Origin of the sequence: Gracilibacillus sp. YIM 98692, assembly GCF_010993965.1 — a bacterium.
Lineage (GTDB): Bacteria > Bacillota > Bacilli > Bacillales > Amphibacillaceae > Gracilibacillus.
The window spans coordinates 1-24,784 of the sequence record NZ_WIXM01000015.1 but is presented as its reverse complement, the minus strand read 5'-3'; the positions used below and the strand labels follow the sequence as shown (position 1 = coordinate 24,784).

19 protein-coding genes and 1 riboswitch are annotated in these 24,784 nt (G+C 37.3%); of the genes, 5 read left to right on the top strand and 14 right to left on the bottom strand.

Annotated elements, in window-relative coordinates; all coding sequences use genetic code 11:
* Positions 1-133 precede the first annotated feature (133 nt).
* The 12 genes from yicI to GHD00_RS13085 all read right to left on the bottom strand — a co-directional run bounded on the left by yicI (position 134) and on the right by GHD00_RS13085 (position 16,214).
* On the bottom strand, positions 134-2,398 hold the full coding sequence (gene yicI, locus GHD00_RS13140; RefSeq protein WP_163538637.1) for an alpha-xylosidase: 2,265 nt from the start codon (positions 2,396-2,398) through the stop codon (positions 134-136).
* A gap of 1 nt (position 2,399) precedes the next feature.
* Positions 2,400-4,082 (bottom strand): glycoside hydrolase family 2 protein, encoded by a 1,683-nt coding sequence (locus GHD00_RS13135; RefSeq protein ID WP_163538636.1) that lies wholly within the window; start codon positions 4,080-4,082, stop codon positions 2,400-2,402.
* Positions 4,083-4,094: 12 nt separating this feature from the next.
* Positions 4,095-4,721, bottom strand: coding sequence for a YesL family protein (locus GHD00_RS13130; protein WP_163538635.1), 627 nt, complete (start codon positions 4,719-4,721; stop codon positions 4,095-4,097).
* A 15-nt stretch (positions 4,722-4,736) separates the two neighbouring features.
* Positions 4,737-5,627, bottom strand: coding sequence for a carbohydrate ABC transporter permease (locus GHD00_RS13125; protein WP_163538634.1), 891 nt, complete (start codon positions 5,625-5,627; stop codon positions 4,737-4,739).
* Between the two features lie 17 nt (positions 5,628-5,644).
* Positions 5,645-6,535 (bottom strand): ABC transporter permease, encoded by an 891-nt coding sequence (locus GHD00_RS13120; RefSeq protein ID WP_163538633.1) that lies wholly within the window; start codon positions 6,533-6,535, stop codon positions 5,645-5,647.
* Positions 6,536-6,751: 216 nt separating this feature from the next.
* A complete protein-coding gene (locus tag GHD00_RS13115; protein WP_163538632.1) occupies positions 6,752-8,455 on the bottom strand; it encodes an extracellular solute-binding protein in 1,704 nt (567 codons plus the stop codon).
* Positions 8,456-8,609: 154 nt separating this feature from the next.
* A complete protein-coding gene (locus tag GHD00_RS13110) occupies positions 8,610-9,998 on the bottom strand; it encodes a response regulator transcription factor (RefSeq protein WP_163538631.1) in 1,389 nt (462 codons plus the stop codon).
* 16 nt (positions 9,999-10,014) lie between these two features.
* Entirely contained in the window at positions 10,015-11,736 is a 1,722-nt protein-coding gene (locus tag GHD00_RS13105; RefSeq protein ID WP_163538630.1) for a sensor histidine kinase, read from the bottom strand.
* Between the two features lie 448 nt (positions 11,737-12,184).
* Complete coding sequence (locus tag GHD00_RS13100; RefSeq protein WP_163538629.1) at positions 12,185-13,462, bottom strand: TRAP transporter large permease; 1,278 nt, start codon at positions 13,460-13,462, stop codon at positions 12,185-12,187.
* Between the two features lie 4 nt (positions 13,463-13,466).
* Entirely contained in the window at positions 13,467-13,964 is a 498-nt protein-coding gene (locus GHD00_RS13095; protein ID WP_163538628.1) for a TRAP transporter small permease, read from the bottom strand.
* 46 nt (positions 13,965-14,010) lie between these two features.
* Positions 14,011-15,054, bottom strand: a complete 1,044-nt coding sequence (locus GHD00_RS13090) for a TRAP transporter substrate-binding protein (RefSeq protein WP_163538675.1) — start codon at positions 15,052-15,054, stop codon at positions 14,011-14,013.
* A gap of 182 nt (positions 15,055-15,236) precedes the next feature.
* Positions 15,237-16,214: an NAD(P)H-quinone oxidoreductase gene (locus tag GHD00_RS13085; RefSeq protein ID WP_163538627.1), complete on the bottom strand. Its 978-nt coding sequence runs from the start codon at positions 16,212-16,214 to the stop codon at positions 15,237-15,239.
* 328 nt (positions 16,215-16,542) lie between these two features.
* A riboswitch (SAM riboswitch) is annotated at positions 16,543-16,652 on the top strand.
* A gap of 50 nt (positions 16,653-16,702) precedes the next feature.
* Between GHD00_RS13085 and GHD00_RS13080 the strand changes: the two genes are divergently transcribed.
* The 5 genes from GHD00_RS13080 (at position 16,703) to GHD00_RS13060 (ending at position 23,011) form a co-directional block, all read left to right on the top strand.
* Entirely contained in the window at positions 16,703-17,878 is a 1,176-nt protein-coding gene (locus GHD00_RS13080) for an acetyl-CoA C-acyltransferase (protein ID WP_240468701.1), read from the top strand.
* 18 nt (positions 17,879-17,896) lie between these two features.
* Positions 17,897-19,840, top strand: a complete 1,944-nt coding sequence (locus tag GHD00_RS13075) for an acetoacetate--CoA ligase (protein WP_163538625.1) — start codon at positions 17,897-17,899, stop codon at positions 19,838-19,840.
* Entirely contained in the window at positions 19,840-21,000 is a 1,161-nt protein-coding gene (locus tag GHD00_RS13070; RefSeq protein ID WP_163538624.1) for a thiolase family protein, read from the top strand. The genes GHD00_RS13075 and GHD00_RS13070 overlap by 1 nt, the downstream gene beginning before the upstream one ends.
* The gene (locus tag GHD00_RS13065) at positions 20,997-21,416 is read left to right on the top strand and encodes a Zn-ribbon domain-containing OB-fold protein (RefSeq protein WP_163538623.1); all 420 of its coding nucleotides are present in this window, start codon (positions 20,997-20,999) and stop codon (positions 21,414-21,416) included. The genes GHD00_RS13070 and GHD00_RS13065 overlap by 4 nt, the downstream gene beginning before the upstream one ends.
* 95 nt (positions 21,417-21,511) lie before the next feature.
* A complete protein-coding gene (locus tag GHD00_RS13060) occupies positions 21,512-23,011 on the top strand; it encodes a sodium:solute symporter family protein (RefSeq protein WP_163538622.1) in 1,500 nt (499 codons plus the stop codon).
* Between the two features lie 70 nt (positions 23,012-23,081).
* On the opposite strand, the gene cysQ is transcribed toward GHD00_RS13060, so the two are convergent.
* Positions 23,082-23,879 (bottom strand): 3'(2'),5'-bisphosphate nucleotidase CysQ, encoded by a 798-nt coding sequence (gene cysQ / locus GHD00_RS13055; protein ID WP_163538621.1) that lies wholly within the window; start codon positions 23,877-23,879, stop codon positions 23,082-23,084.
* A 101-nt stretch (positions 23,880-23,980) separates the two neighbouring features.
* Entirely contained in the window at positions 23,981-24,439 is a 459-nt protein-coding gene (locus tag GHD00_RS13050) for a VanZ family protein (RefSeq protein ID WP_163538620.1), read from the bottom strand.
* Between the last annotated feature and the right edge of the window lie 345 nt (positions 24,440-24,784).

The following is a 24,784-nucleotide window of genomic DNA, read 5'->3' as shown; positions in this document are numbered from 1 at the left end:
TATCTCTGTACAAGCAACTGGAATATACTCCTATCCACACAGGCAGTGTTTCTGCTTCCTCAGACCTGCTTGATTCTCGTAGAAATATCGTATATTCCAGTTGTTCATTTCTTACGAACATTTAGTTTTCCTATTATAATTCAACTTCTAAATGACTGGTACCAACCTCTGGTGAAATACGTTTATGTCCAATTATATGGATATGATACGGCTTATTGGTTAAATCAGTTTCCATATAAATCTTTCTTCCTTTTCGAACAGCTCTGAAATAACCGATATTGTTTCCATGAGAATCTACTAAATGACGAATTATGGACTCCCCTTCATCGATTTCATATATGTTAAACGTAACGTCATCAGCATAATCGTAACTCGGCAGTGTTTCCTTAGAACCAATTGGGAGAATTGTATTCGCACGAACAAATAATGGCAGACTCAAATAATCATACTTCTCCTTTATCCAACGACCACCTTCAACGGTCCTACCGGTAAAAAGGTGTGTCCATGTTCCCTTTGGTAAGTAAAAAGAACCTATCCCTTCATCGTTAAAAATTGGTGCGACTAATAAGGAATCTCCTAACATATATTGGCGATCCAACGTCTCACATAAAGGGTCATCTGGAAATTCTAATACCATAGACCGCATGATCGGCACACCTGTCTGACTAGTTTTTACTGCCTGACCATATAAATATGGCATTAACCTATTTTTCCATTGCGTAAAATACCGTGCTACCTCAACCGCTTCTTCATCAAAGTGCCATGGCACACGATATGAAGAACTTCCATGAAAACGGCTGTGGCTTGATAATAAGCCAAATGCTGTCCAACGTTTAAACACATCCGGTGTTGCGGTGTTTTCGAAACCACCAATATCATGACTCCAATATCCAAATCCAGAAGATGTTAAAGATAAACCACCTCGTAGACTTTCGGCCATTGCATCATAAGTCGAATCACAATCTCCCCCCCAGTGAACGGGGAATTGCTGCCCGCCAGCAGTTGCCGACCTTGCAAAAACAATCGCTTCTTTTTCTCCTTTTTCTCGCTTTAATAAATCAAATACGACTTTATTATATTGATAAGCATAATAATTGTGCATTTTATACGGATCTGACCCATTATGATACACAACATTTGTTGGAATACGCTCGCCAAAATCTGTTTTAAAAGAATCGACTCCCATATCTAATAATCCTTTTAATTTTTCTTGGAACCAAGAACAAGCATCCGGATTAGTGAAATCAACAATTCCCATTCCCGCCTGCCATAGATCCCATTGCCATACGTCACCATTTTGTTTTTTCAATAAATATCCTTTTTCCATTCCTTCATCAAAAAGGATCGATTTTTGTGCGATATACGGGTTAATCCAGACACAAACTTTTAAACCTTTGTCTTTGAGGCGCTTGAGCATACCTTCCGGATCTGGGAAATAGCGTCGGTCCCATAAGAAGTTACTCCATTCAAACTCTTTCATCCAAAAACAGTCAAAATGAAAAACACTTAATGGAATCCCTCGCTCTGCCATGCCATCAACAAAATGATTCACCGTTTCTTCATTATAATCAGTAGTGAAGGAAGTCGATAGCCATAAACCGAAAGACCATGCTGGCGGAAGTGCTGGCTTCCCAGTTAATTCTGTATAACGGCTTACCACATCTTTTGGTGTAGGACCATTAATAAAATAATAATCTAAATATTCCCCTTCCACACTGAATTGTGAACGAGATACAGTTTCTGAACCAATTTCAAAACTAACCTCTTCCGGGTGATTGACAAATATCCCGTACCCTTTACTACTTAAAAAGAAAGGGATGTTTTTGTATGATTGTTCTGAGCTTGTCCCACCATCACGATTCCATATCTCTACAGATTGACCATTTTTCACAAAAGGAGTAAACCGCTCACCTAATCCATATAAATGTTCCCCAACCCCTAAACGTAACTGTCCACGCATATATGTTTGGTCACGTGGACCATCAATCCACGCAATTCCTTTACCATCCGTATCTGTTAGCAATCCTAACTCGTTTTCAAAAGCCATACGAAACATTTTCTTCGCAACCGTTACCTTTAAATTTCCACTGGAAAAAGTGAGTTCTTTATCACTATCAGTCAAGTCGATAACACGAGCTTCACCTTTTACATCGAAATTAGGATACCTCTCTTTTTTTCCTTTAAAATGCCATGTCTGCACCCGTACTACGTTTTCCAAGGGGGCTGATAATTTCATTGTTAATAAAGGCCCGTCTAAAGTATCCCCACGGTGATTTAAATATTTGCAGGGTGCGTATAAAGTGATTGAATCATTATCCTCTGCGACTTCATGAATTAATTTTGGAAAATGTATTTGATAGCCTTCCCGCACAAGCCAATTGCCATTGGTAAATTTCATGTTATCCTCTCCTCCACCTATTCTTCACTTTGTCATATGCAAGCTTTGGCCTGCGATACATATCGACAATCCCTTTATTGTTCATGGTCTGCGCTCTTTTCATAAACCATTCTTCTTCCGTCACACGACAGTCCGCAAATTGCCAAATAAACATTCCAGATATATAATCTGTTTCCATATATGATTTCAAATTTTCATCGATAATTTGTGCTTGTCGTTCTTCTGTTCCTTTTACTTGACTAATCGTTCGATATCCATAAAAACCATCTGCTCCAAATTCGCTCATGATCATTGGCTTCCCTTTTCCGCCAAGCTCATCTGCCCATTTTCGTGCTTGATCAACAAGCTCACTTGGATCTTCATCGGTATACCACAATGGATACAAGTTAAAAGACACAATATCTACTAAATCAAAACAAAGCTCTTTTTCACGATGATGACTAGCAAAGGTTAACGGACGGCTATTATCCATTGAGCGAATTTGTTTCAATTGTTCTCTATACATGGCTCTGCCTTCTTCTGTATGACTTGCACACTCATTTAATATACCCCACATGATAATACATGGGTGATTCACATGGTTTTCTACCATTTCTTGATTTACTTGTTGGCATTGGTTTTGAAATTGAGGATGTTGCATCCGTTCAAGGCTTAACCCTCTTGCATGATTTTCTTCCCAGACATAGAAGCCTAATTCATCACATAAATCAAGAAATCTTTCGTCATTAGGATAATGACTGGTTCGAACGGCATTTGCTCCCATATCTTTTAATAACTGTAAATCTTGCATCATCAATTGAAGTGGAAATGATGCCCCAACAATTGGATGGTCTTCATGTCGATTGCATCCTTTTAATACGATATCGTCCCCATTTATTTGAATTTTACCGTTATCTGTAGAGACTGTTCGAAAACCAATTCGTTCTATATAGTCATCCACTGGTTGATTAGAATATTCGGTGTATAATTCAAGTTCCACTTCATATAATCTCGGGTTATCTGAAGACCAGCTTTCTACCTCTAAATTTTTAATTTGGTGTTGAAGTTGTAATCGATCTCCTGTTTTCGGGATTTTAGCCACAATAGAAAAAGTCTTTTCAGATATTTTACCGCTTACATAAATCATATCTGTCATGGGTTGTAATAGTTGCAAATCCACTTCCAAATGAAGATGCCAATTTTGTTCTTGATATTGAGGCACACATTTCATATTTGCAATCGATACCTCTGGTAAATACTCCATCACTATAGGGCGAATAATACCCCCATATGTATAATAATCATTTGGAATGTGTAATGCAGATTCACTAGTAAATCGATTATCTACTAAAATACGAATCTCGTGTTCACCCGCTTGCACATCCGGGATAATGAAAGAAAAAGGAGTATAGGCATTATAATGCGACTTTACTTTTTTTCCATCAAAATAAACCTCTGCCGTATGACTAATCCCTTTACATTCAAACTGAAGATTCGTTTGTTTAGCGATATTTATTTTTTTTCGATACAACCCCTTTCCTCGATAAGTCGTTAAATCTGGATGTGACTCCCAACAGCTTGGAACGGGTAATTGATAGCGAAAAGCGGACACATCATGATCATCATTCTCTACTGGTTGAAAATCCCACAATCCATCAAGCTCCACGTATTTTCTAACACGATGCCTATCAAATAAGCGTATCATTCCAATATCCTCCTATCCTGCTAAATCCATGTTTTCTTCTAGTTTATTAAAAGTATGCAAACTAAAATACATGACAATCCAAGCGAATAAGCTAACACCAAATAATGGGATTAACCCTGGAATCGAGATCAATAGAAAATATAAAATAATAATAGAAGCAATCATGATTATTGTATTCTTTGGTTGGACAAATAGTAATAAAAAAGCGTTTTTAAATATTTGTTTGATTGATACATGATAATGCAAGGATACTGGAAAAACATACAAACATGCAGATAGAAAGATAATCCATACAGCTAAAATGGGATAATAACTATATTGAATGATCTTGTGCCCCATTATTTCGGCAATCGATAAGTTAATAAATAGTAAACTTCCGACCGTTACTAAAATAAATCCTATCAGATTGCTTTTAAAGAATTCCTTTTTATAGCAACACCAAAAGGTTTTTGTGATAGGAATGTCACTATAACCTATTAACCATTTTCGTAGCACAGCAAAAGTTGCTGCTATGGCTGGAAAAAAGCCAAAAACAAACAACCCAACCATACTAAAAAATATAGCTAATAGATTTATATAAGCAATTTTCATGATCCAATCTGCCAATTGGTAAACTCTCTCCATACCACTTGATTCCATGATGTACACTCCTTATTATTCTTTCACTGAACCTAACGTAATGCCGTGAATAAAATATTTTTGTAAAAATGGATAAACAACTAGTACTGGAATCATAGCAATAAATATTTTGGCAGCATCCAATGTTCGGTTCGAGAGTTCACTCATTCTTTTATACTGATCTTCCGTCATAGTAGAAGGGTCAACAGATACCACTAGTTGTTGAATGTAGGTTTGCAGCGGATAGAACTCTTCCCGAGTCATAAAAATTAAACCATATAAAAATTCATTCCAATGATAGACAATGCTAAACAATGATACCGTTGCCAGCACTGGAATTGATAATGGGATAAATACTTTGAACAAAATGTACCATGGTCCAGCTCCATCGACTAATGCCGCTTCTTCCAAAGATTTAGGGAGATTTCGGAAAAAGTTAATCGTTAAAATAATATTAAACACAATCGTTTGTGCACCACCTACTAGCACAAGGGCCCATATACTGTTCATTAACCCGTATCCTTTCACTGTTAAATATAGTGGAATCAATCCACCATTAAACAGCATCGTGAAAATCAAAGTCCACATGAGTACGTTTCTGCCTTTAAAATCCTTGACCGTTTTGGATAATGGATATGCCATTAATGGAACAATGATAAAATTTAGTCCGGCTCCAAATACTACTCTTTGAACAGAAATCCAAAAAGATTTAAAAAATTGCCCATCCTGTAATAATTGTTGATAGGAACTAAAATTAAATTCTACAGGCCAAAGTGCTACAGCACCTGCTGCTGCTGCAGATTTCGAGCTAAGAGAAAGTGATAAAGTATACCAAAGCGGCAAAATGCATGTTATGGCAATCGATACAAGAATGATGATCAGTACAACATCTGCTATTTTAGAAGATAACGATTTGCTGCGCATCATAGGCTAATCCCCCTTTCTTAAAAAATGCGATAGTTTGTAAATTTATATGCTAAGTAATACGACAAGCTAATCAAGATAAAACCAGCAACCGATTTTAATAAACCGACAGCAGTAGCTAATTCATACTGTAAGTTTAATAAACCAGCACGATACACCCATGTATCAATAATATCCCCTGTTGAATAAACTAATGGGTTATACAAGTTAAAGATCTGATCAAAACCTGCGTTTAAAACATTACCTAGGCTTAATACTGCAAGTAATACTGCGGTTGTACGAATGCCAGGTAATGTAACATGCCACAGCATACGCAGTCTTGAAGCTCCGTCAATGCCAGCCGCTTCATATAAAGCAGGATTAATTCCAGTTAAAGCAGCCAAATAAATGATCGTATTAAAACCGAATTCTTTCCAAACATCACTACCGACAACTAAGAAAGGGAATAGGTCCGCCCGACCGAAGAATAAAATGGGTTCTACCCCAAAGAATTCTAAAAGCTGATTGATAGGTCCTTGGAAGGCAAAAATATCGAGTAACACACCACCTAAAATAACCCAAGATAAGAAGTGTGGTAGGTACACGATAGTCTGTATAGAACGTTTTAATCCCATATAGCGCACTTCATTGAGCATAAGAGCAAAAACTAATGGGACGATTAAATTCCCAATGATCTTCATCACGGCAATATAAATGGTATTAAAAAAAACATTCATCGTATCACTGAGCTGAAACATATACTGGAAAGTTTCCAAACCAATAAATTCTGAACCGAAAACACCTTTACCGGGATTAAAATTCTGGAACGCAATAATGATCCCAAACATGGGAACAATACTAAATAGAAACAACCAAATAAAACCTGGAAGCAACATCAAGTAATAATGTTTTGCAAATCCCTTCGACCTCATATAAATACCTCCTCCATCATTAGACCTAATCCGTGGGGTGCCTGTGCCCCTCGAACAAAGGCCTCCGATTTATCACGGTGAACAATCGTCCGTAAGGCCCCCATGACTTAGAAGAATGAAAGAATTGTGAGTAGGGAATAACGGACGCTAGCACCCTGATAAGTATCGCTAACTATCAGCGGGGGATGAAGAACCCCCACTGATAGAAGTCTCTCTTTATGGCTCAGCTACTTCTGCTACTTCTTGTGTTATTTGGTCGCCGCCTTGCTTTTTCCAGTCTTCTACGAATCGGTCAAAGGTGTCTAATGGTTCCGTTCCCATAATGATTTTTAAGAAAGTTTCATCTTCTAATTTTTTTAAATTCACCCAACGATCTTCCATCGTTTCTGTTTGGGAGTAAAGGAGGCTGTATTGGCCTTTAACTTCATTATCTACTAAAGGTGATCCACCTACCATTAATGCATAAGCTCTCGTCCAATGTCCTTTATCTGCTTCCATATCCCAGTGCTCAATATTATAATCATCATAAGGCTCTAATTTTACATCCTTGATCGTTTCTGCATCAGATACTAGTAATTTATACTCTGGCTTATCCTCAAAATCTTCTGGTGTTTTGGTACCTGCTAATACTTCACGTAATGCCTTTACACTATATTCCGTTTCATCAGATGGAGCAAAAACAAGTCGCAATGGATAAAACCCGGGACCGCCTAAACTTGGATCAAATGTAGACTCATTGTCTAATAGATTATTTAACATTTTCATTGCTGCTTCTGGATGCTCATAACCTTTCCTTACGACAACAAAATTGTTAGAGGGTGAACTCATATGTGGCGAATACTCCCCATTGTCATCTAGTGGTGATGCATATGCTTGCCAATTCGCATCAGGATCTTCTGTCACTGCATCCGTAATCGGTCCATAAGGCATCCACCATGGTCCAAAGAACATACCTGTCTTTCCAGAAACAACGGATTCCCCAGAATCTTCTCTAACTCCCATCTCTCTATCAATCAAACCATCTGCATACATCTCTCTTAATTTAGCTAGAGCCTCTTTCGTTTCTGGTAATATCGATCCGTAAACAGGCTCCCCTTCATCATTCTCGATCCAATAACCTGGATATGATTGATAAGCCGAAAAAATACCGTCAAAGCCATAAAGGTTATTGGTAGATTCTAAAAAGTTAGCATAAAGCTTACTACTTGTATCGGGTCCGGCAAGCCCAATCGTATCATCTTCACCATTTCCATCAGGATCTTGCTCGACAAAAGCTCTCGCTACTTCTTCTATTTCCTCTACAGTTTTTGGTACATCTAACCCAAGGTTATCTAACCAATCCTGCCTAATCCATAAAAGGTGTACCCCATCCGCTTGTAATTGGACATTTGGAATAGCCATCATTTTTCCATCAAAAGTCACTGTATCCTTCGCAATGCCATCTGTACTATCAATAATTCTCTTAATTGCTGGTGATGCGTAATTTTCATACACATTTGTCAAATCCGCAAGCTGGTCTGCTTCATACATTTGACGAAGCTCAACAGGCCCTACAATCATGGCGTCGGGCAAATCGTTACTTGCAATGGCTAGACTTACCTTTTGATCATAATTAGAAGGTGATGCCGTAAAGGCGTGTTCTACTTCAATATTTAAATTCTCTTTTACATGTCTTGTATATTGATTATCCAATGGTGTATCGCCCTCTGGTAAACTAGTATCACTAGGGTCTACTTCTTGTCCGATCGCTATCGTTACAGGATCTTCATATTTCCCAAAAGGATCGGCTGGTTCATCTGTTTTGGGACTTGCTTCTTCATTCTGATTTTCCTCTTCACTAGACGAAGGCTCTTCTTCTGAGCAGGCAATAAGTAAAATAAACAACATCATAACAAAAATACGAAACACTGCTTTTTTCATTACTTCACCCTTCCCCTCTGATTTAAATGGAATACACATTTATCTTACCACTTTTGAAAGCGCATTCAATTAGAGGGTTGTTTTGAAAAATAGGGGATATTTGTATGTCAATAGGGAAATTGGATAGCTGTTACCAGTCTTTCAAACAATTATCTCACTTTGACAAAACATCTTTCACCCTTCGGTTCCTTTTTCTGTATTCGGTAGGTAAGCAACCTGTTGTTTGTTTAAACATTTTACTAAAATACTTTATATCCGTATAGCCCACCTTTTCTGCAATGACAGCCACCTTTTCTCTTGTGTGTTTAAGATATTTCTTTGCCTTGTTAATACGTGCAATCCGCAAATACTCATGAAAAGTATAGCCGACGATTTCCTTAAAACAAATGGAAAAGTAACTTCTACTCATATAGACCCTCTCTGCCACATCACCAGCTGTAATGGGCTGTGCTAATTCTTGTTCCACTATATGAACAGCTTGAAGAATGGACTGATTGGTCTCGTTAGAAAAAGACTGGCTGAAAACGTTTTGATGAATGACTGATTTTGCCTGTAAAAACCAATTTTCTATATCTATCCAATAAGAAAAAGAAGCTGGTAATGCTAAATCACTAGGCAGCAAATCTTCATATATTTTTCTACATTCATACATCGTCATTAAAATTAATTCATTTATTTTATGCTTTGGTAATCTTATTTGACGTACATCCTCTAACAAGGCATATAACGTCATATTATCCTTAACCCATTGCAAAGATACTAAACGTTCCTCTATCTCCGACAACTCTACCCTTTGTTGCGGGATCAATAACTGCTTATAGTCCTTCATTTCTATATAATGATCTCTTGTTGTTTCATAAAAAATAAAATGATCTTTATACTGAAGAACTTGCTTTTTCAACGTTTCTCTGCTTTCATAATTATCCACCCAAAAAATAAAAAGCGAGTGATCAAATGCTTGAATCTGTTCTATTTCTTGTTCTATTCTTTGTTTATGATCGGTTGGAATAAAAACAGCATCTGCCGCAATGTCATATATCTCTTGATCCATCAAATCAGATAATTGCTCCATATACGCATCTAATTGTTGTTCCGCCAAAAATAAGAAACCCTTTCTGATATTTATGGATGGCGCTGCTTCTACCTGGTGCACCTTCTTTTTTTCTGCTTTAATACGATTTTGGATACGGTGAAGTGTCGCATCCATGTGTTCATCATCCAGTTCTACCTTCGCAATATAATCAATGGCGCCTAACCGCATAGCTTCCTGTATATATTCAAAGTCTTGGTGTAAAGATAGAACAACGATAAAGATATTAGGATATTTTTCTTTCACTTGTTTTATCAACTCTATCCCGGACATAATAGGCATGGCAAGATCCGTAATTATTAAATCTACTTCTTTCGTATTTAAATATTGCAGAGCTTTTTCACCATTTTTGGCGTCTCCTACCACACTCATGCCAAACTTCTCCCAATCAAAGGCCTGAATAAAGCTTTTCCTAACTAATTTATCATCTTCTACAATTAATACACGTATCAATGACGTAAACCCCCTTTTAAAATGGAATATAGAGTGTGACACTAGTTCCTTCCCCTTCTTTAGATTTCAATTGTATGTCTGCTTTCTCATTATACATTCTTTCTAAAATTCTTTTTACATAATGTAAGCCAATTCCCATTCCTTGTTCTGATTGATTCGTAGGCTTCTCATTTATAAGGCTATGAAGTTTTTCTTCAGGAATCCCTCTACCATCGTCTTTTAACTCTATTTTTATGTTCCGCTTTTCTGTTATTATGCAAAGTTGAATAGTTCCATCATCCACAAGCCCATGATAAATAGCATTTTCAACAATTGGTTGCAGGATAAACCGTGGCACTTCTGATTGAAGGATCTGTTCTGATACATTTACGCAGGATTTATATGTAAAATCATATCGTAATTGTTGAAGATTTATATATTGCTCCATGGAATCAATCTCTTCTTTTAAAGTAGACATTTTTCCTAATTTCCCCATATTATAATAGAGAATTTTATTTAAAGAGGATAGTAATTTTGTTAATGGCTTACGATCCCCAGCAACAGCTAGCCATCTTGCAGTATCTAATGTATTCATTAAAAAATGTGGATTAATTTGATGAACTAGTTTTTCTACTTCTAAATCTGCTTTTTTACGCTCTTTTTGTTCAATTTCCTCAATCAATAAGGAAATTTGTTTTCTCATATTACGAAACTGATGAATTAATGACACAAACTCTGGTATTCTTGTTTCCACAACCCTTGAATGAAAATTACTGTGTTCCATTAATTGAATTTCTCGATTAAATTGATTAAGAGGTTTGTATACATTTTTCCAAAGTAATAAAGCAATAATAAGGCTGACACATACAAATAAAACAGCAATGTAACCCATCATAATTACCCATTGATTCATTTCTTCCTGGTATTTTGCTATTGGTATAAGTGCAATGATACTCCAGTCTTTGTTGGACTTTTCTTGAAACCAATAATATCCATTATGAGTTCCGTTTGTTTGTTGTAGATTACTGGAAAAGCGAGAGTGGACTGGAAAATCATTATTTTCGCTGTAGATAATTTGATTAGATGAGTCTAGCAGTAAGTATTCAGCTTGGTTGACGACTTGTTCCGTTTGTAAAATATCCTCCGTTAAATTCAAACTAGATTCTAAATAAATATAAATAGAATTGTTTATTGCTAAATCCAACTTTCTTATAGTAGAAAGAACATAATGATCTTTAAATCTTTCATTTGTTATATGCGGCCCATAATTATGTAATTGAAATCCTCCATCTAACAGTGGCGGGTTATGTATTTGAAATCCTTGTTTCACACCATGACTATTAAATAAATAGTTTTGGTTCTCTTCTAAATAAATAAGCGATAAACCAATACTTGGATTACTAAAGGTAATTAAGTTTAGTTCTTTTCTTATATCTTCATAATACTTTGTTCGATCATAAGATTGTTCTAATTCAAGATAGCCACTTAATTTAAATAATATATCTTCCGAGTAAGCAATTTGCTGGGAGACATAATTCAAATCATCTATCGTATTTTCCAGTGATAGCCGAATTTGATGAAGGTTACTATAAACACTATCGTGTAATTTATTAGTTAATATGGTGGACATAGAATGATATGCGAATAAGACAGTAAACAATACCGGTATCAAAGTACCAATAGCTAGTACAACAGCAATACGACTTTTTAAACTTAAAGACTGCATAAACCATTTTATTTTTCTAATTATCTTCTTCACGTATTCTACCACCTTATTGTAATCGCTTCCAAAACAAGATATTGCTTGTATTAATTTATACATTAGCACTTCTATTGGTTCTTTTCAATAAGATGACACAACAAAGAGCTAACCAAAAAGTTAGCTCCCTGTACACGGTAATTTTAATACTTACAGGAGTCTCACATCATTTTAATTTCCCAGGAAATATAATAATAGGCTTTTTTCACTAGTTCTAACGAATTATTCATACGCTTATTATATTAGAATCCTGCAAACAAACAAACCCCCTGCTCTTCTTATCGAGCAGGGGGTTATATGAATCTAGTAACTTTACCTTATCAGAATTTATACCGTGTTACAGATGAATTAAATTTAACGTAGATACCACTATTAGGAAGATAGATTGGGGCAACTACGTCTCTAACTTCGCCAAAGGCTCGACAATCGACGAGTTTTCTTTATAAAATTATTCAAATAGCGAAGGAAGATAAAGCGAAATTTCTGGAACATAAGCAACGAGTAATAATACAACAATCATTGCAGCATAGAATGGTACCATTCCTTTTGATGCTTTCTCTATCGGTATCCTTCCTATAGCGGAACCAACAAATAGTACCGATCCTACTGGCGGAGTCACTAATCCAACTGCCAAGCATAAGATTAATAAAACGCCGAAGTGTACTGGGTCAATCCCTACTTGCATAGCAACAGGTAATAAAATAGGAGTAGCGATCAAAATTAATGGCGCCATATCCATAACCATTCCTAGTAACAAGAGAATAACAACTATCAAAAAGATAGTCACATAATGATTTGGCGAAATACCTATAAGGCCGTCAGCAACCATTGCTGGAACTTTTAATAACGCTAAAAGCCATCCAAACGATGAAGAGGTTGCAATAAGGAACATAACCATTGCTAGTGTTTTAAACGTTCTATATAGTATTAATCCCATTCTAGCAAAAGGGATTTCTCTATACACAAAGAAAGTAATGATAAATGCATAAAGTGTACCTATTGCAGCAGATTCCGTTGCTGTAAAGATCCCACTAAGAATACCACCCATAATAATAACAACCGTTAATAATCCTAGTAAGCCTTCCCATACGATTCTAGGAATCTCTTCTTTTTTTATTACTTCTCCTTTTGGATATTTACGTTTAACAGCGATAGCATAGGTTAATACCATAATAGCTAAACCAAGCAATAATCCTGGACCTAATCCACCCATAAACAGAGCACCAACAGAGACACCACCAGCTGCTGTTGAGTAAATAATCATATTATGACTTGGAGGAATTAATACCCCTTGTGCTGCACTTGATATTGTAACAGATACGGAATAATCAGAATCGTATCCATTCTTTTTCATCATTGGAATGAGTACAGAACCTAATGAAGATGTATCAGCAAGTGCAGAACCGGAAATACCTCCAAAAAAGGTACTAGCAAGGACATTTACCATAGCTACCCCACCACGAATCTTGCCGATAATAACATTTGCGAAATTAATTAAACGACGCGAAATTCCGCCTTCATTCATAATCTCACCAGCTAAAATAAAAAACGGAATAGCTAGCAAGGAAAAAGAATTCAACCCTCCTACCATACGTTGCATAATGGCAGCTGGATCTAATTCCATATATATTCCTGTTAATAAGGAAGAAATAATTAATGTTAAGGCAATAGGGACTCTTAAAATTAACAATATTGCGAAACTTCCGAGTAAGATTGCTATTTCCATGATTTCATTCCTCGCTTATCTCATTAAATTCTTGGTGTAACCCTTTTTTGAATAACAATTCCACACCATAAATAACAACATACACCCCTGTAACAGGAATACATGCATATAGAAAACTAGATGGCAGGCCAGTACCTGGCATCGTTGAATTTCCCATTAAATCCATAAAGATGTAACCATAATAGACCATTATGCCGCCAAACCCGATAATGAGTACCTTTGCGAAATAATCCAATGTATGTTGAATACTTTTTGGCATCTTATTAACAAAGAGGCCAAGTGCAATATGAAGCTTTTCCTTTACCCCATATGCAATTCCTAAAAAGCTGATCCAAACAAGTAACAATTTAGATAGCTCCTCTGACCAAGATGGTGTGTAGTCAAATAATTGCCGTGAAAAAACTTGCACTACAATCACTACTACCATCACTGCTAACATAGTTAAAGCTGTTACAACTAATAGCTTGTCAATGACTGCTTTAATTCCGCTCATTGCTTTCATATATGTTCCTCCTAGAAATAGGAATGAAGGGGGCTCCCCCTTCATTCTATTCTGTTAACTTTTCAATCCATTCACCATACTGATCTTCGTATTCATCATAAACTTCTTGTACTGCGTCTCTCCATTCAGAAATATCGTCTACTTCAGTCAATTCACTTCCTGCTTCCACAACTGCTTCTCGAGATTCTTCTTCCAGTTCAGCCCACGCCTCACGTTGTACGGATACAGATTCCTGAGCTGCTTCTTTAAATGCTTGCTTGTCCTCTTCACTTAGAGAATCCCATAGCTTTTGAGAACCGATTACAACTTCTGGTGTACCTGAATAACCATTAACCGTATAATATGGAGCTACTTCATAATGGTTACTTGTATAGTAGCTTGGGAAATTATTTTCAGCTCCTTGAATAACTCCCGTTTGTAAGGATGAATACACTTCTCCATATTCCATTGGTGTAGCTGACGCACCTAACGCTTCTACAACTGAAATGGCTAAATCTGATTGTTGAACACGGATTTTTAAGCCTTCTAAATCTTCAGGTGATTTAACTGGTCTTTCTGTGTTATAAAAACTTCTTTCACCTGAATCGTAATAAGCAAGACCAACTAAATTACTTCCATCAAATGTATCTAACAGCTCTTGTCCTTTTTCTCCATTTAATACTTCCCATTTTTCTTCTTCACTTTCAAATAGGAACGGCATGGAAAGAACACCAATTTCATCAACAAATTGTGTTAAAGGTGTTGCATTTACACGTGCTAAATCAATAGAACCTAATTGTACTTGTTCGATAACGCTTACTTCATCTCCAAGCTGTCCACCTGCATAAACTTCTATCTCGTAACGTCCATCTGTTTTTTCTTCTACTAATCTTGCAAATTCTTTATCCCCAATCGTTGTTGGATAATCTTCAGGTTGATTTTCCGCTAGTTTTAACGTAACCGTTTCTTGATTCTCTTCTGTGTTACTGCTTTCATTTTCTGCGCCTGAATCTGAAGATCCATTTGCAGTATCGTTATCATCTTCGCCTCCACAAGCTATTAATAATATAGCCAAGCTGACCACCATAAATCCTAATAACAACGTTTTCATTTTACTCAAAAAAATTACCCCCTACTAATGTTTGTTATAATCTTTGGTTTGTTTGGTAAACAAATTAATTTGTTAACGATTTCATTATAATCTCTTATTTTGCATATTTCAAGTCTTTTTTTTTAAAATCGACAAAATTCAGAACGGTCTCTACGGTAGTCTGAATTTTGCCGATAGTCTCATTAATTGATCGTTAATACAATTTTTCCAATATTTTTATTTTGTTCCATCCATTGATGGGCTTTGTAGGCTTCCTCAATTGAAAAAATAGTATCCACTATTGGCTTTATTGTTCCATTTTCAAACATTTGATTCGTTTGGCTTATCAGGTCCTTGGTTAACTCAGATTTGTAATCATCACTTCTCGGAGTCAATAATGTACCTGTTAATTGGACACGTTTCTTCATCAAATCCATTAAACGAACCTTTTTAACTGTACTTCCACCGAGAACACCAATTAATACCCAACGTCCGTCTATTGCAATGCTTGCATAATTCTTATCCCAATAGGCTGATCCTACAAAGTCTAAGATAACATTCACACCTTTTTGATCAGTTGCTTTTAAAACTTCTTGATCAAACGATACTTTCTTATAATTAATCGCAATATCTGCTCCTAGTTGACGACAAAATTCTAATTTTCGTTCGGATCCTGCCGTTACTATAACTTTGGCATCACTCAATCTTTTGGCTAATTGTATGGCTGCCGTTCCAACACCACTGGCGCCAGCATGTATTAATACTGTTTCATTTTTTTGAAGCTTTCCAATCCAATTTAAAGTTTGGTATGCTGTTAAAAATACTTCCGGAATTGCAGCAGCATCTGTATATGACAGAGAATCCGGTATATGCATCGCACGGTTTGCAGGCATGACAGCATATTCCGCGTATGCTCCCCCATTAACAAGCCCCATTACTCGATCTCCTGTTTTGAAATCATCATTCCCATTTGGATCTATAACTTCTCCAGAAATTTCAACTCCAATAATCGGATTCTCTACATACCCGACTTTACCTTCTCGATTCAAAATGTCTGTGCGGTTCACCGCAGCAGCATGTACTTTGATTAACAAATCGCCATGTTGGAGTTCAGGATGAGGCATATCTGTATACACCAATTGTTCTGCTCCACCAGGTTCTTTTGCTATAACCCCTTTCATCCAATCAGCCTCCCTTTCTAACTATATATTTATCATAGGAAGAAAAAGCCAAATAAAGCAAGCCATTAACATCAAAGAATAAGAAGATAAAATTCAATTATATCTATATGCGAATAGTTAAATGTTACCACAATATAATCGCTGTCATAATTCTGAGTATAATGTGATAATAGAGAATAAAAAGTATAACAAAAGATACCGATATTCCAATTAGCCGAACGAACAGTTCTAAAACTGTCGAATATGGTCGGATTTTTCTTTAAGTCTATTGACATAAGGTTAATAGCTTGCTATGATTGTAGACAATTAAATATTAGAAATAATGATTATCTTATCCAGAGAGGCGGAGGGACTGGCCCAATGATGCCCGGCAACCATTAAGCAGTTTTGCTTAATAAGGTGCTAATTCCTGCAGGAGGTCTTCCTGAATGATAAGAAGAGTGAAATAAATTTAAATCCCTCTTCTTACTGGAAGAGGGATTTTTTACATGATAAAAGGGGACTTAATGATGAAAATAGTTCTGTTAGACGGAATAAGAACTCCTTTCGGAAAATGGAAAGGAGCATTAGCGAAGTTGTCTGCGACAGAGCTTGGTACTAAAGCTCTAACAGCATTACTAGAAAGAAATCCGCAAGCTAAAAATGCAGATGGAGTTCTTCTTGCACAAGTTATTCAAGCAGGATCAGGTCAGAACCCAGCAAGACAAGCAGCTTTCCAAGCTGGAGTCGATACATCTATTCCTGCGATTACATTAAATAATGTTTGCTTGGGCGGTATTGCAACCATTACAGATGCTTCTCGCCGTCTTCTGTTAAAAGAAGGAGACTTATATATTGTCGGTGGATTTGATTCTATGACTAATGCACCGCATGTTGCAAATGTTCGGATGAATAGTGGGATTGGTCATTCTCCATTAACGGATACCTTATTACACGACGGTTTATGGTGTTCCCTTACTGATCAATCCATGGGAGAGCTGACTGATGAAAAAAACCGTACATTTGATATCAGTCGCCAAGATCAAGATCAATACGCCGCACTTTCTCAACAGAGAGCAGCACAAGCGCAAGCCAATGGACGATTCGATTCAGAAATTGCACCGATTGCAAACTTTTTAGATCAAGACGAGGGCATTCGAAGTAGTACAACCGAAGAAAAATTAGCTAGTCTCTCCCCTGCCTTTGGTAATAATGGAACAATCACAGCAGGGAATGCATCACAAATGACAGATGGAGCTAGTGTGGGTATTGTCACTACGGAAGAAAAAGCAAAAGAAATTGGACAATTACCGTTAGCAGAAATTATTGATTGGTCAGAGGTAGCAGGACCAGATGCTAGTTTGCAAACCAAACCTTCCCAAGCAATCAAGCGTCTACTAAAAAAACACAACTTATCAATAGAAGATATCGATTTATTTGAGATAAATGAAGCCTTTGCCAGTGTGGCCATAGCTAGCTGCAGAGATTTAGATATAGATTACAGTCGAGTGAACGTTAATGGAGGTGCGATCGCTATCGGTCATCCATTAGGTGGAACTGGCTTCCGTCTCGTATTAACGCTCGCCCATGAATTAAGAAGACGTGGAGGCGGCAAAGGGATTGCTAGTTTATGTGGCGGTGGCGGCCAAGGAATAGCTATCCTACTTGAAGTTCCGAAGACATAATGAAAGGATGAGTTTTTGATGAGTGCACAAACGATAACCAAGCGTTCTCCATACCTTTGGGAACCTACCGAAAAACAGATTCAACAATCTCATATAAAAGCTTTTGCTGATTTCAATAACCAGCCGTTATTTCCATATGAACGGTTACATCGATGGTCGATTTCACATCTACCTGAATTTTGGTCAGCAGTATGGGACTATGCCGGAATTATCGGGGAAAAAGGAGAACGTATCTTCACCCCTGGCTCATCCATGCCTGATGCTACATGGTTTCCGGAAGCTAAGTTGAATTTTGCAGAAAATCTATTACGAGGGTCCCTTGACCGTATCGTTGCATATGAAGCTGATGAAAATGGTGTTAGACGTTCGATCACCTTAAGGGAGCTAAAGATATTAGTAGCAAAGGCTCAGGCAGGTCTAAAAAGTCTAGGCTTAAAAGAAGGAGACCGTGTTGCTGGCGTTACGATCAATAGTGTAGATGGATTAGTTGCTTTAATTGCAACAGTTTCCTTAGGTGCAGTATGGACTTCATGCTCTCCTGACTTCGGAGCAAAAGGAATCATTGATCGAATCGGGCAAGTAAAACCAAAAGTATTAATTTCACAATTGTCCTATCAGTATAAAGAAAAGCCATTCAATATTGCGGACAAAATTAAAGAAACAACCGAGGCGATTGATAGTCTATCAGCAGTTGTGACATTATCAGGGGAATTAGCAGACGTACAGGTCAAAACATGTAGTTGGGAAACACTTTGTGACAATGAAGCGTTGGAACCAGATTTTCAACCAGTATCTTTTAATCATCCTTTATATATTTTATACACATCTGGAACAACGGGATTACCAAAAGCAATTGTGCATTCTGTCGGAGGAACACTACTACAGCACGTAAAAGAACATCAACTGCATAGTGATGTCCACAAAGATGATGTACTATTTTGGTACACCAACACTGCGTGGATGATGTATCCTTGGCTTGTATCAGGCTTAGCTAGTGAAGCAGCCATTCTATTGTATGATGGTTCTCCTGTTCGCTCAGATTCTTTAACTCATCTTTGGGATATTGCTGACGAAATTGGACTTACTCACTTTGGCACGAGTCCTAAATATTTGGAGACATTAATGAAAGCAGGTGTCGAATTACAAAAATCACATGATCTATCATCGTTAAAGAGTATTTTATCTTGTGGTGCACCACTTGTACCAGAACAGTACAATTGGATTTATCAAACGGTGAAAAAAGATCTGCACCTAGCTTCCATTTCGGGTGGAACCGAAATTATTGGTTGCTTTGTCATGGGATCTCCAGTACATCCAGTCAAAAGTGGAGAAATTGCTTGTAAGGCATTAGGAATGGCTGTTGATGTATTAGACGAACGAGGTGCATCTGTCTATGAGGAAAAAGGAGACTTAGTGTGTACCCAGCCATTCCCAAGCATGCCTCTCACCTTTTTTGGAGAAGGTGGAGATCAACGATATAGAAATAACTACTTTTCCAAAAGACCGGGAATTTGGACACACGGCGATTTTGCTGAACAAACAATTGATGAAGCCTTTATTATTTATGGACGTGCAGATACAACATTAAATCCTGGTGGTGTTCGAATTGGTACAGCCGAAATTTACAGAATTATCGAACAAATAGAAAAAATTAAAGATTCCATCGTATTTGGTCTGCCAAAGGATAACGACGAAGAAATTGTGTTATGTCTGGTGACAGATGATCTTAATGAAGAATTAGCAGCGTACATCCGAAAGCAAATTCGTTCAAAAGCGTCTCCAAGACATGTGCCTAAGAGAATCTATCAGGTGGAAGATATTCCGCATACGATTAATGATAAAAAAGTAGAAGGTGCTGCGAAAACGGCAGCTTTAGGAGATGAAGTGAAAAATAAAGCTTCCTTGAAGAATCCATCTAGCTTACAATCATTCTCTCGCCTGTCAGAAAAGGAGTATTTTTAATGAGTAATAGATTACAAGGTGCCATTATTGGTATCGGTGAATTAAAACCTGTACGCTATTCAGAAGGAAAAACAACATTAGGTTTAATTGCTGAAGCTACTCGATTAGCAATTCAAGATGCTGGGATTTCTAAAGAAGAAATTGATGGCCTTCTTGTCGGTCCTCAAGTTGGGGAAACACCGCAGCATGTACCAGCAACGGTTTCTGAATACTTAGGCATAAATCCAACCATGTCCAATACAGTTGATCTTGGAGGAGCGACTGGGCCTGGGATGATTTGGAGAGCAGCTGCAGCAATTCAAGCAGGAATGTGTGAAACGGTTGTTTGTGTACTAGCAAACAAAAATGAAAAAGGAGAAGCGTTACGTTCGCCAAACCGTAACCCGATCCGTGAGTTTGATGTTCCATTCGGAGCTTCGGGAGCCAACACCTCCTATGCTCTATTAAAACGACAGCATATGGAAAAACACGGATCGACACAAGAAGAATTTGCAGAAATTGCTTATTGGGCAAGAAAAAATGCTCAGTTAAATCCAAATGCAATCTTTTACGGCAAGCCATTAGAAGTGAAAGATATTTTGCAATCACCGGTCATATCAGATCCGCTTCATTTGCTAGAAATCGTCATGCCTGTTGCTGGAGGAGCAGCCGTTGTCGTGACATCAGAAGAAAAAGCCAAAAAATCAAACAAGAAACCCGTATACCTAAAAGGTGCTGGTGAAAAAATCACACACCGTGCAGTCAGCCAAGCGCCGGACATCGACGCACTTCCGTTTAGCTACTCAATCCCTCATGCGTTGAAACAGGCTGAAACTTATATCGAGGACATCGATCTGCTGTCTTTATATGACTGTTATACAAGTGTTGTTGCCACAACTCTTGAAAGTACAGGTCTTTGTAAGCCTGGCGAATTCGGGGAATTTGTGAAAAACCACAGCTTTGGCCATGATGGAGACTATCCTTTAAACACACACGGAGGTCAATTAGGCTTTGGGCAAGCTGACTTAGCTGGCGGGATGTCTCATGTCGTTGAAGCGGTTGTTCAGTTACGTGGTGACGGCGGAAACCGACAAATACCAAATGCAAAACAAGCACTTGTTACCGGAAACGGAGCTACGTTAAGTGAAACAACGGCGCTTGTGTTAGGAGGTGAAAGATGAGTTCCTTACAGAACATTTCTTTACCAGGACCAACGATAACACCTGTGAGCAAACCATTTTGGGACAGTGTCGCAGCTGGAAAGTTATCGATTCAACAATGTAATAGTTGTCAAGAGTGGGTCTTTTATCCCCGAGAACACTGTCCTCACTGCCTTTCTGATGATTTAACTTGGAAAGAAGCATCTGGTAGTGGATCATTAAAAACTTGGAGTGTGATTCATCGGGCAGGGCATCCAGCTTGGCAAGATCGAACACCTTACGTTGTGGGAATCGTCGAGTTGGAAGAGGGGCCATCTCTCTTAACACATTTATTGGTGAAGGAAGAAGATTTAGCTTACAAGATGAAAGTAAAAGTGTCATTTGAGGTTATTGAGAACCATACATTACCATTTTTCACAAAGGAGGAAACGCAATGATTCTTACTTATTTTCTCGCGATTGCTTTATTTTGGTTGGTTGGACTGACTTTATGGGTCAATATATACAAAAAGAAGAAAGGGGAACAATAAATCATGATTACTAGTTCTGGTGTATTACTTTGGACCGTTATTATATTATTAGCCATCTATTTTGGGGTAGTTACTTGGATTGGAAAGAAAGGAAGAGCTCATAGTCAATCTATGAATGGATTTGCGACAGCACGTGGAAAGGTTAGCCCATGGCTTGTCGGCGCAAGTTTTGCCGCTTCCTATGCCAGTGCGAATTTATTTATCGGGGTACCAGGTTTAGCTTATGAATATGGAACAGCTGTACTATGGTACACGCTTGGATGCTTTGGTGTTTCATGGGTTGGACTGTTACTTTTTGCAAAAACCTTTTGGCGTTATGGGAAAAAATTTGGCCGCGTTTCTACGTTACCAGAATGGCTTGGAAGAAGATATAACTCTAAAGCACTTCAAGTACTCGTTTCTTTATTGATCTTATTTAATGTTTATTATATTGTTGGTCAAAATGTTGGACTAGCTACTATCTTTGAAACAGTGCTTAACATTCCATATGTTTGGGGTATTATCATCGGTGTTACGATTACCATTCTTTACATTGGACTTGGCGGCGCATTCGCCCAAATGATTACAGATGGGATCCAAGGGATTCTTATGGCAATTACTTCTATCTTTATTGTTGTCTCTTTCTTTTGGACAATCGGCGGTGGCTTCAATGTATTTGGTGAGTTAACAGACAAGTTAGCTGCGATTGATCCAAATTTAACGGCTGCAGTAGCTGACAGTGGTCCATATAATAGTGTCCTAGCCATTATGGCTGTACAATTTTTACTGTTTAGTTTTATCTTAATGCCGCACTTATTAAATAAAGTATTATCGATTGAAACAGAAGAAGATCTTGCACCATTTACTTTATCTGCAGGATTAGTACTTTTTGTCATTGCTACATTAATGGTACTTGGCGGACTTGCAGCACGTGTATTATTCCCAACATTAGAAAGTGCTGACGCTGCTATTCCTGCTTATATTATCGATGCGTTCCCAAGCTTCATCGCAGCGATCATGATTGTAGGGATTATCTCAGCGATTCTATCTAGTACAGACAGTCTATACCTAGGGATCACAACAAGTATCGGAAATGACTTTTATCGTGTTCTAGCACCTATTGTTTCTTCCAAAAAAATAGGAGAAAAGCAACTAGAACGTCAATCGTTAAAAGTTGCAAAAGGCTCTCTTATCGTTGTTGGTCTATTGTCTCTATATTTCTCATTAGAAAGACCAGAGTCTTTAGCATTCTTAATTCAATTCAGCTTTTCAGCAATTATCTCTGGAATTATCGCACCGATTACATTGGGTTATTTCTGGAAACGTGCTAATAACTACGGCGCAATCGCAGCACTAGTCACAGGCGCTACCTTATATGTTGTCTTTACATCTCTAAACGTCATCGAAAATATTTTTATAGCAATGTTCTTTAGTTCATTAGCTGCTTTCGTCATAATGGGAATCATAAGCGGCCTAACATCAAACGAAAAAAGCGAAGAACTATTTTTAAAAAAAATAGGATAATATAAAGAAAAATTTAAAAGCCTATCCTTTATAGTATTGAGGATAGGCTTTTTCGTATACTTGTCTTCCTTTATAGTCTTTCAACTAAAAACCATTCATTTTTCATATTTTCACGATTGTAACGAAACCTTTGGCCGTTGGAATGCTTTGTAACTTTACCCCCTGCCGCTTCCACAATCGCTTGTCCAGCTCCTGTATCCCATTCCATTGTAGGGGCATAACGAGGATAATAATCTGCTTGTCCTTCCGCTACTAAGCAAAATTTCAAAGAGCTGCCTGAGGATACAACTTCCACTTCCTTTTCAAAACGATTCATAAATGCCTTGGTTTCAGGAGATAGATAGGAACGACTCGCGACTACTCTCATTTTTGTTCGATTATTTTTTTCTGGTAAACAAATACTTTTTTCGATTAATTCTTCTGTACTTTTTATGGACTCACTATATTGAGAAGCATTCTCCAATTTATAAGCTCCTTTTCCCTCTTGTCCAAAATAAAATATATCAAAAGCTGGAGCATAGATAGCACCTAATATTGGATAACAGTCATTAATTAGTGCAATGTTAACTGTAAATTCTCCATTTCTTTTCACAAAATTTTTTGTCCCATCTAGTGGATCGACTAGCCAAAATTGTCCCCAATCTTTCCGTTCCTGATAAGGGGAAATCTCCCCTTCCTCACTGATTATGGGGATAGATTTATCTCGTTCTTCAAGCCCCTTCGTAATTATCTGATGTGCTCGTTTATCTGCTGCTGTTACTGGAGAATTATCTGGTTTCAATTCTACCTCAAATTCTTTGTCATATACCGACATTATTTCTTCGCCTGATTTCAAAGAAATTTGAAACAAGTTATAAAGTAAATCCATACACCCCATCCTTCTGCCATGAAACTATTCTATTATTATATCATTCTATTTACTGCCATTTCCATTATGTTACAGGATACAATAAAAATAATAGATGACTATTAATCAGGAATTCTGCCAGATCGTTTTATTATTTTATATAAGAAAAACCATACTATGATTCCGATAATAGCTCCACCACTATCAATAATCACATCCATTACTTGCGATCCTCTTCCATCAATAAAACGCTGGTGAAATTCATCTGATATAGCATATCCCAAACAAGTAATAAAAGCTGCAACAGTAGCTTTCCTTTTGGAAAATCCACTGCTATTATAAGCATGCATCACTAATATTCCTAATACGAAATAAACGAGAAAATGTGCATACTTCCTTACAATATGATTCATTTCAGGTATATTCCAATTATTATCTTGTCTCACTTTTTCGACCTTTTCGATAATTTCCTCTGTAACATTTGTACTTAATTGATTAGAGTCAACAGCTGGCTGATGAGAAAGGTAAAAAATAAATACCATCCAAACCACAACCAACATCCAGGATATAATTTTATACATAAATAGGAACGTCCTTTAATGCTTGATTAACTTGCAGAGAAGCTTTTGAAACTTAAGTCCTAACACCTGTTTATATAATGTACCAAAAGTTCAAGTAATTGTCATCTGGCAATCTCTCTTCCAAATAATCGTTAGGCTGTTTTCCAAAAGATTGGCTTTTTTAAAAATACTCTTTTGCACCATATCCATATACGACGCAATAACTGTAGCATGGCTTTCTACCACTCTTCCGAAGCTAAGTGCAAAGAATCGCTTCGGCAAGATACTTCGCTTTCCACGGTAGAGTAGAAAACAGGAATTAAATAGTGCCTTCTTGTCTTCGGGTTTCAGGGTGTTTCACCTTAC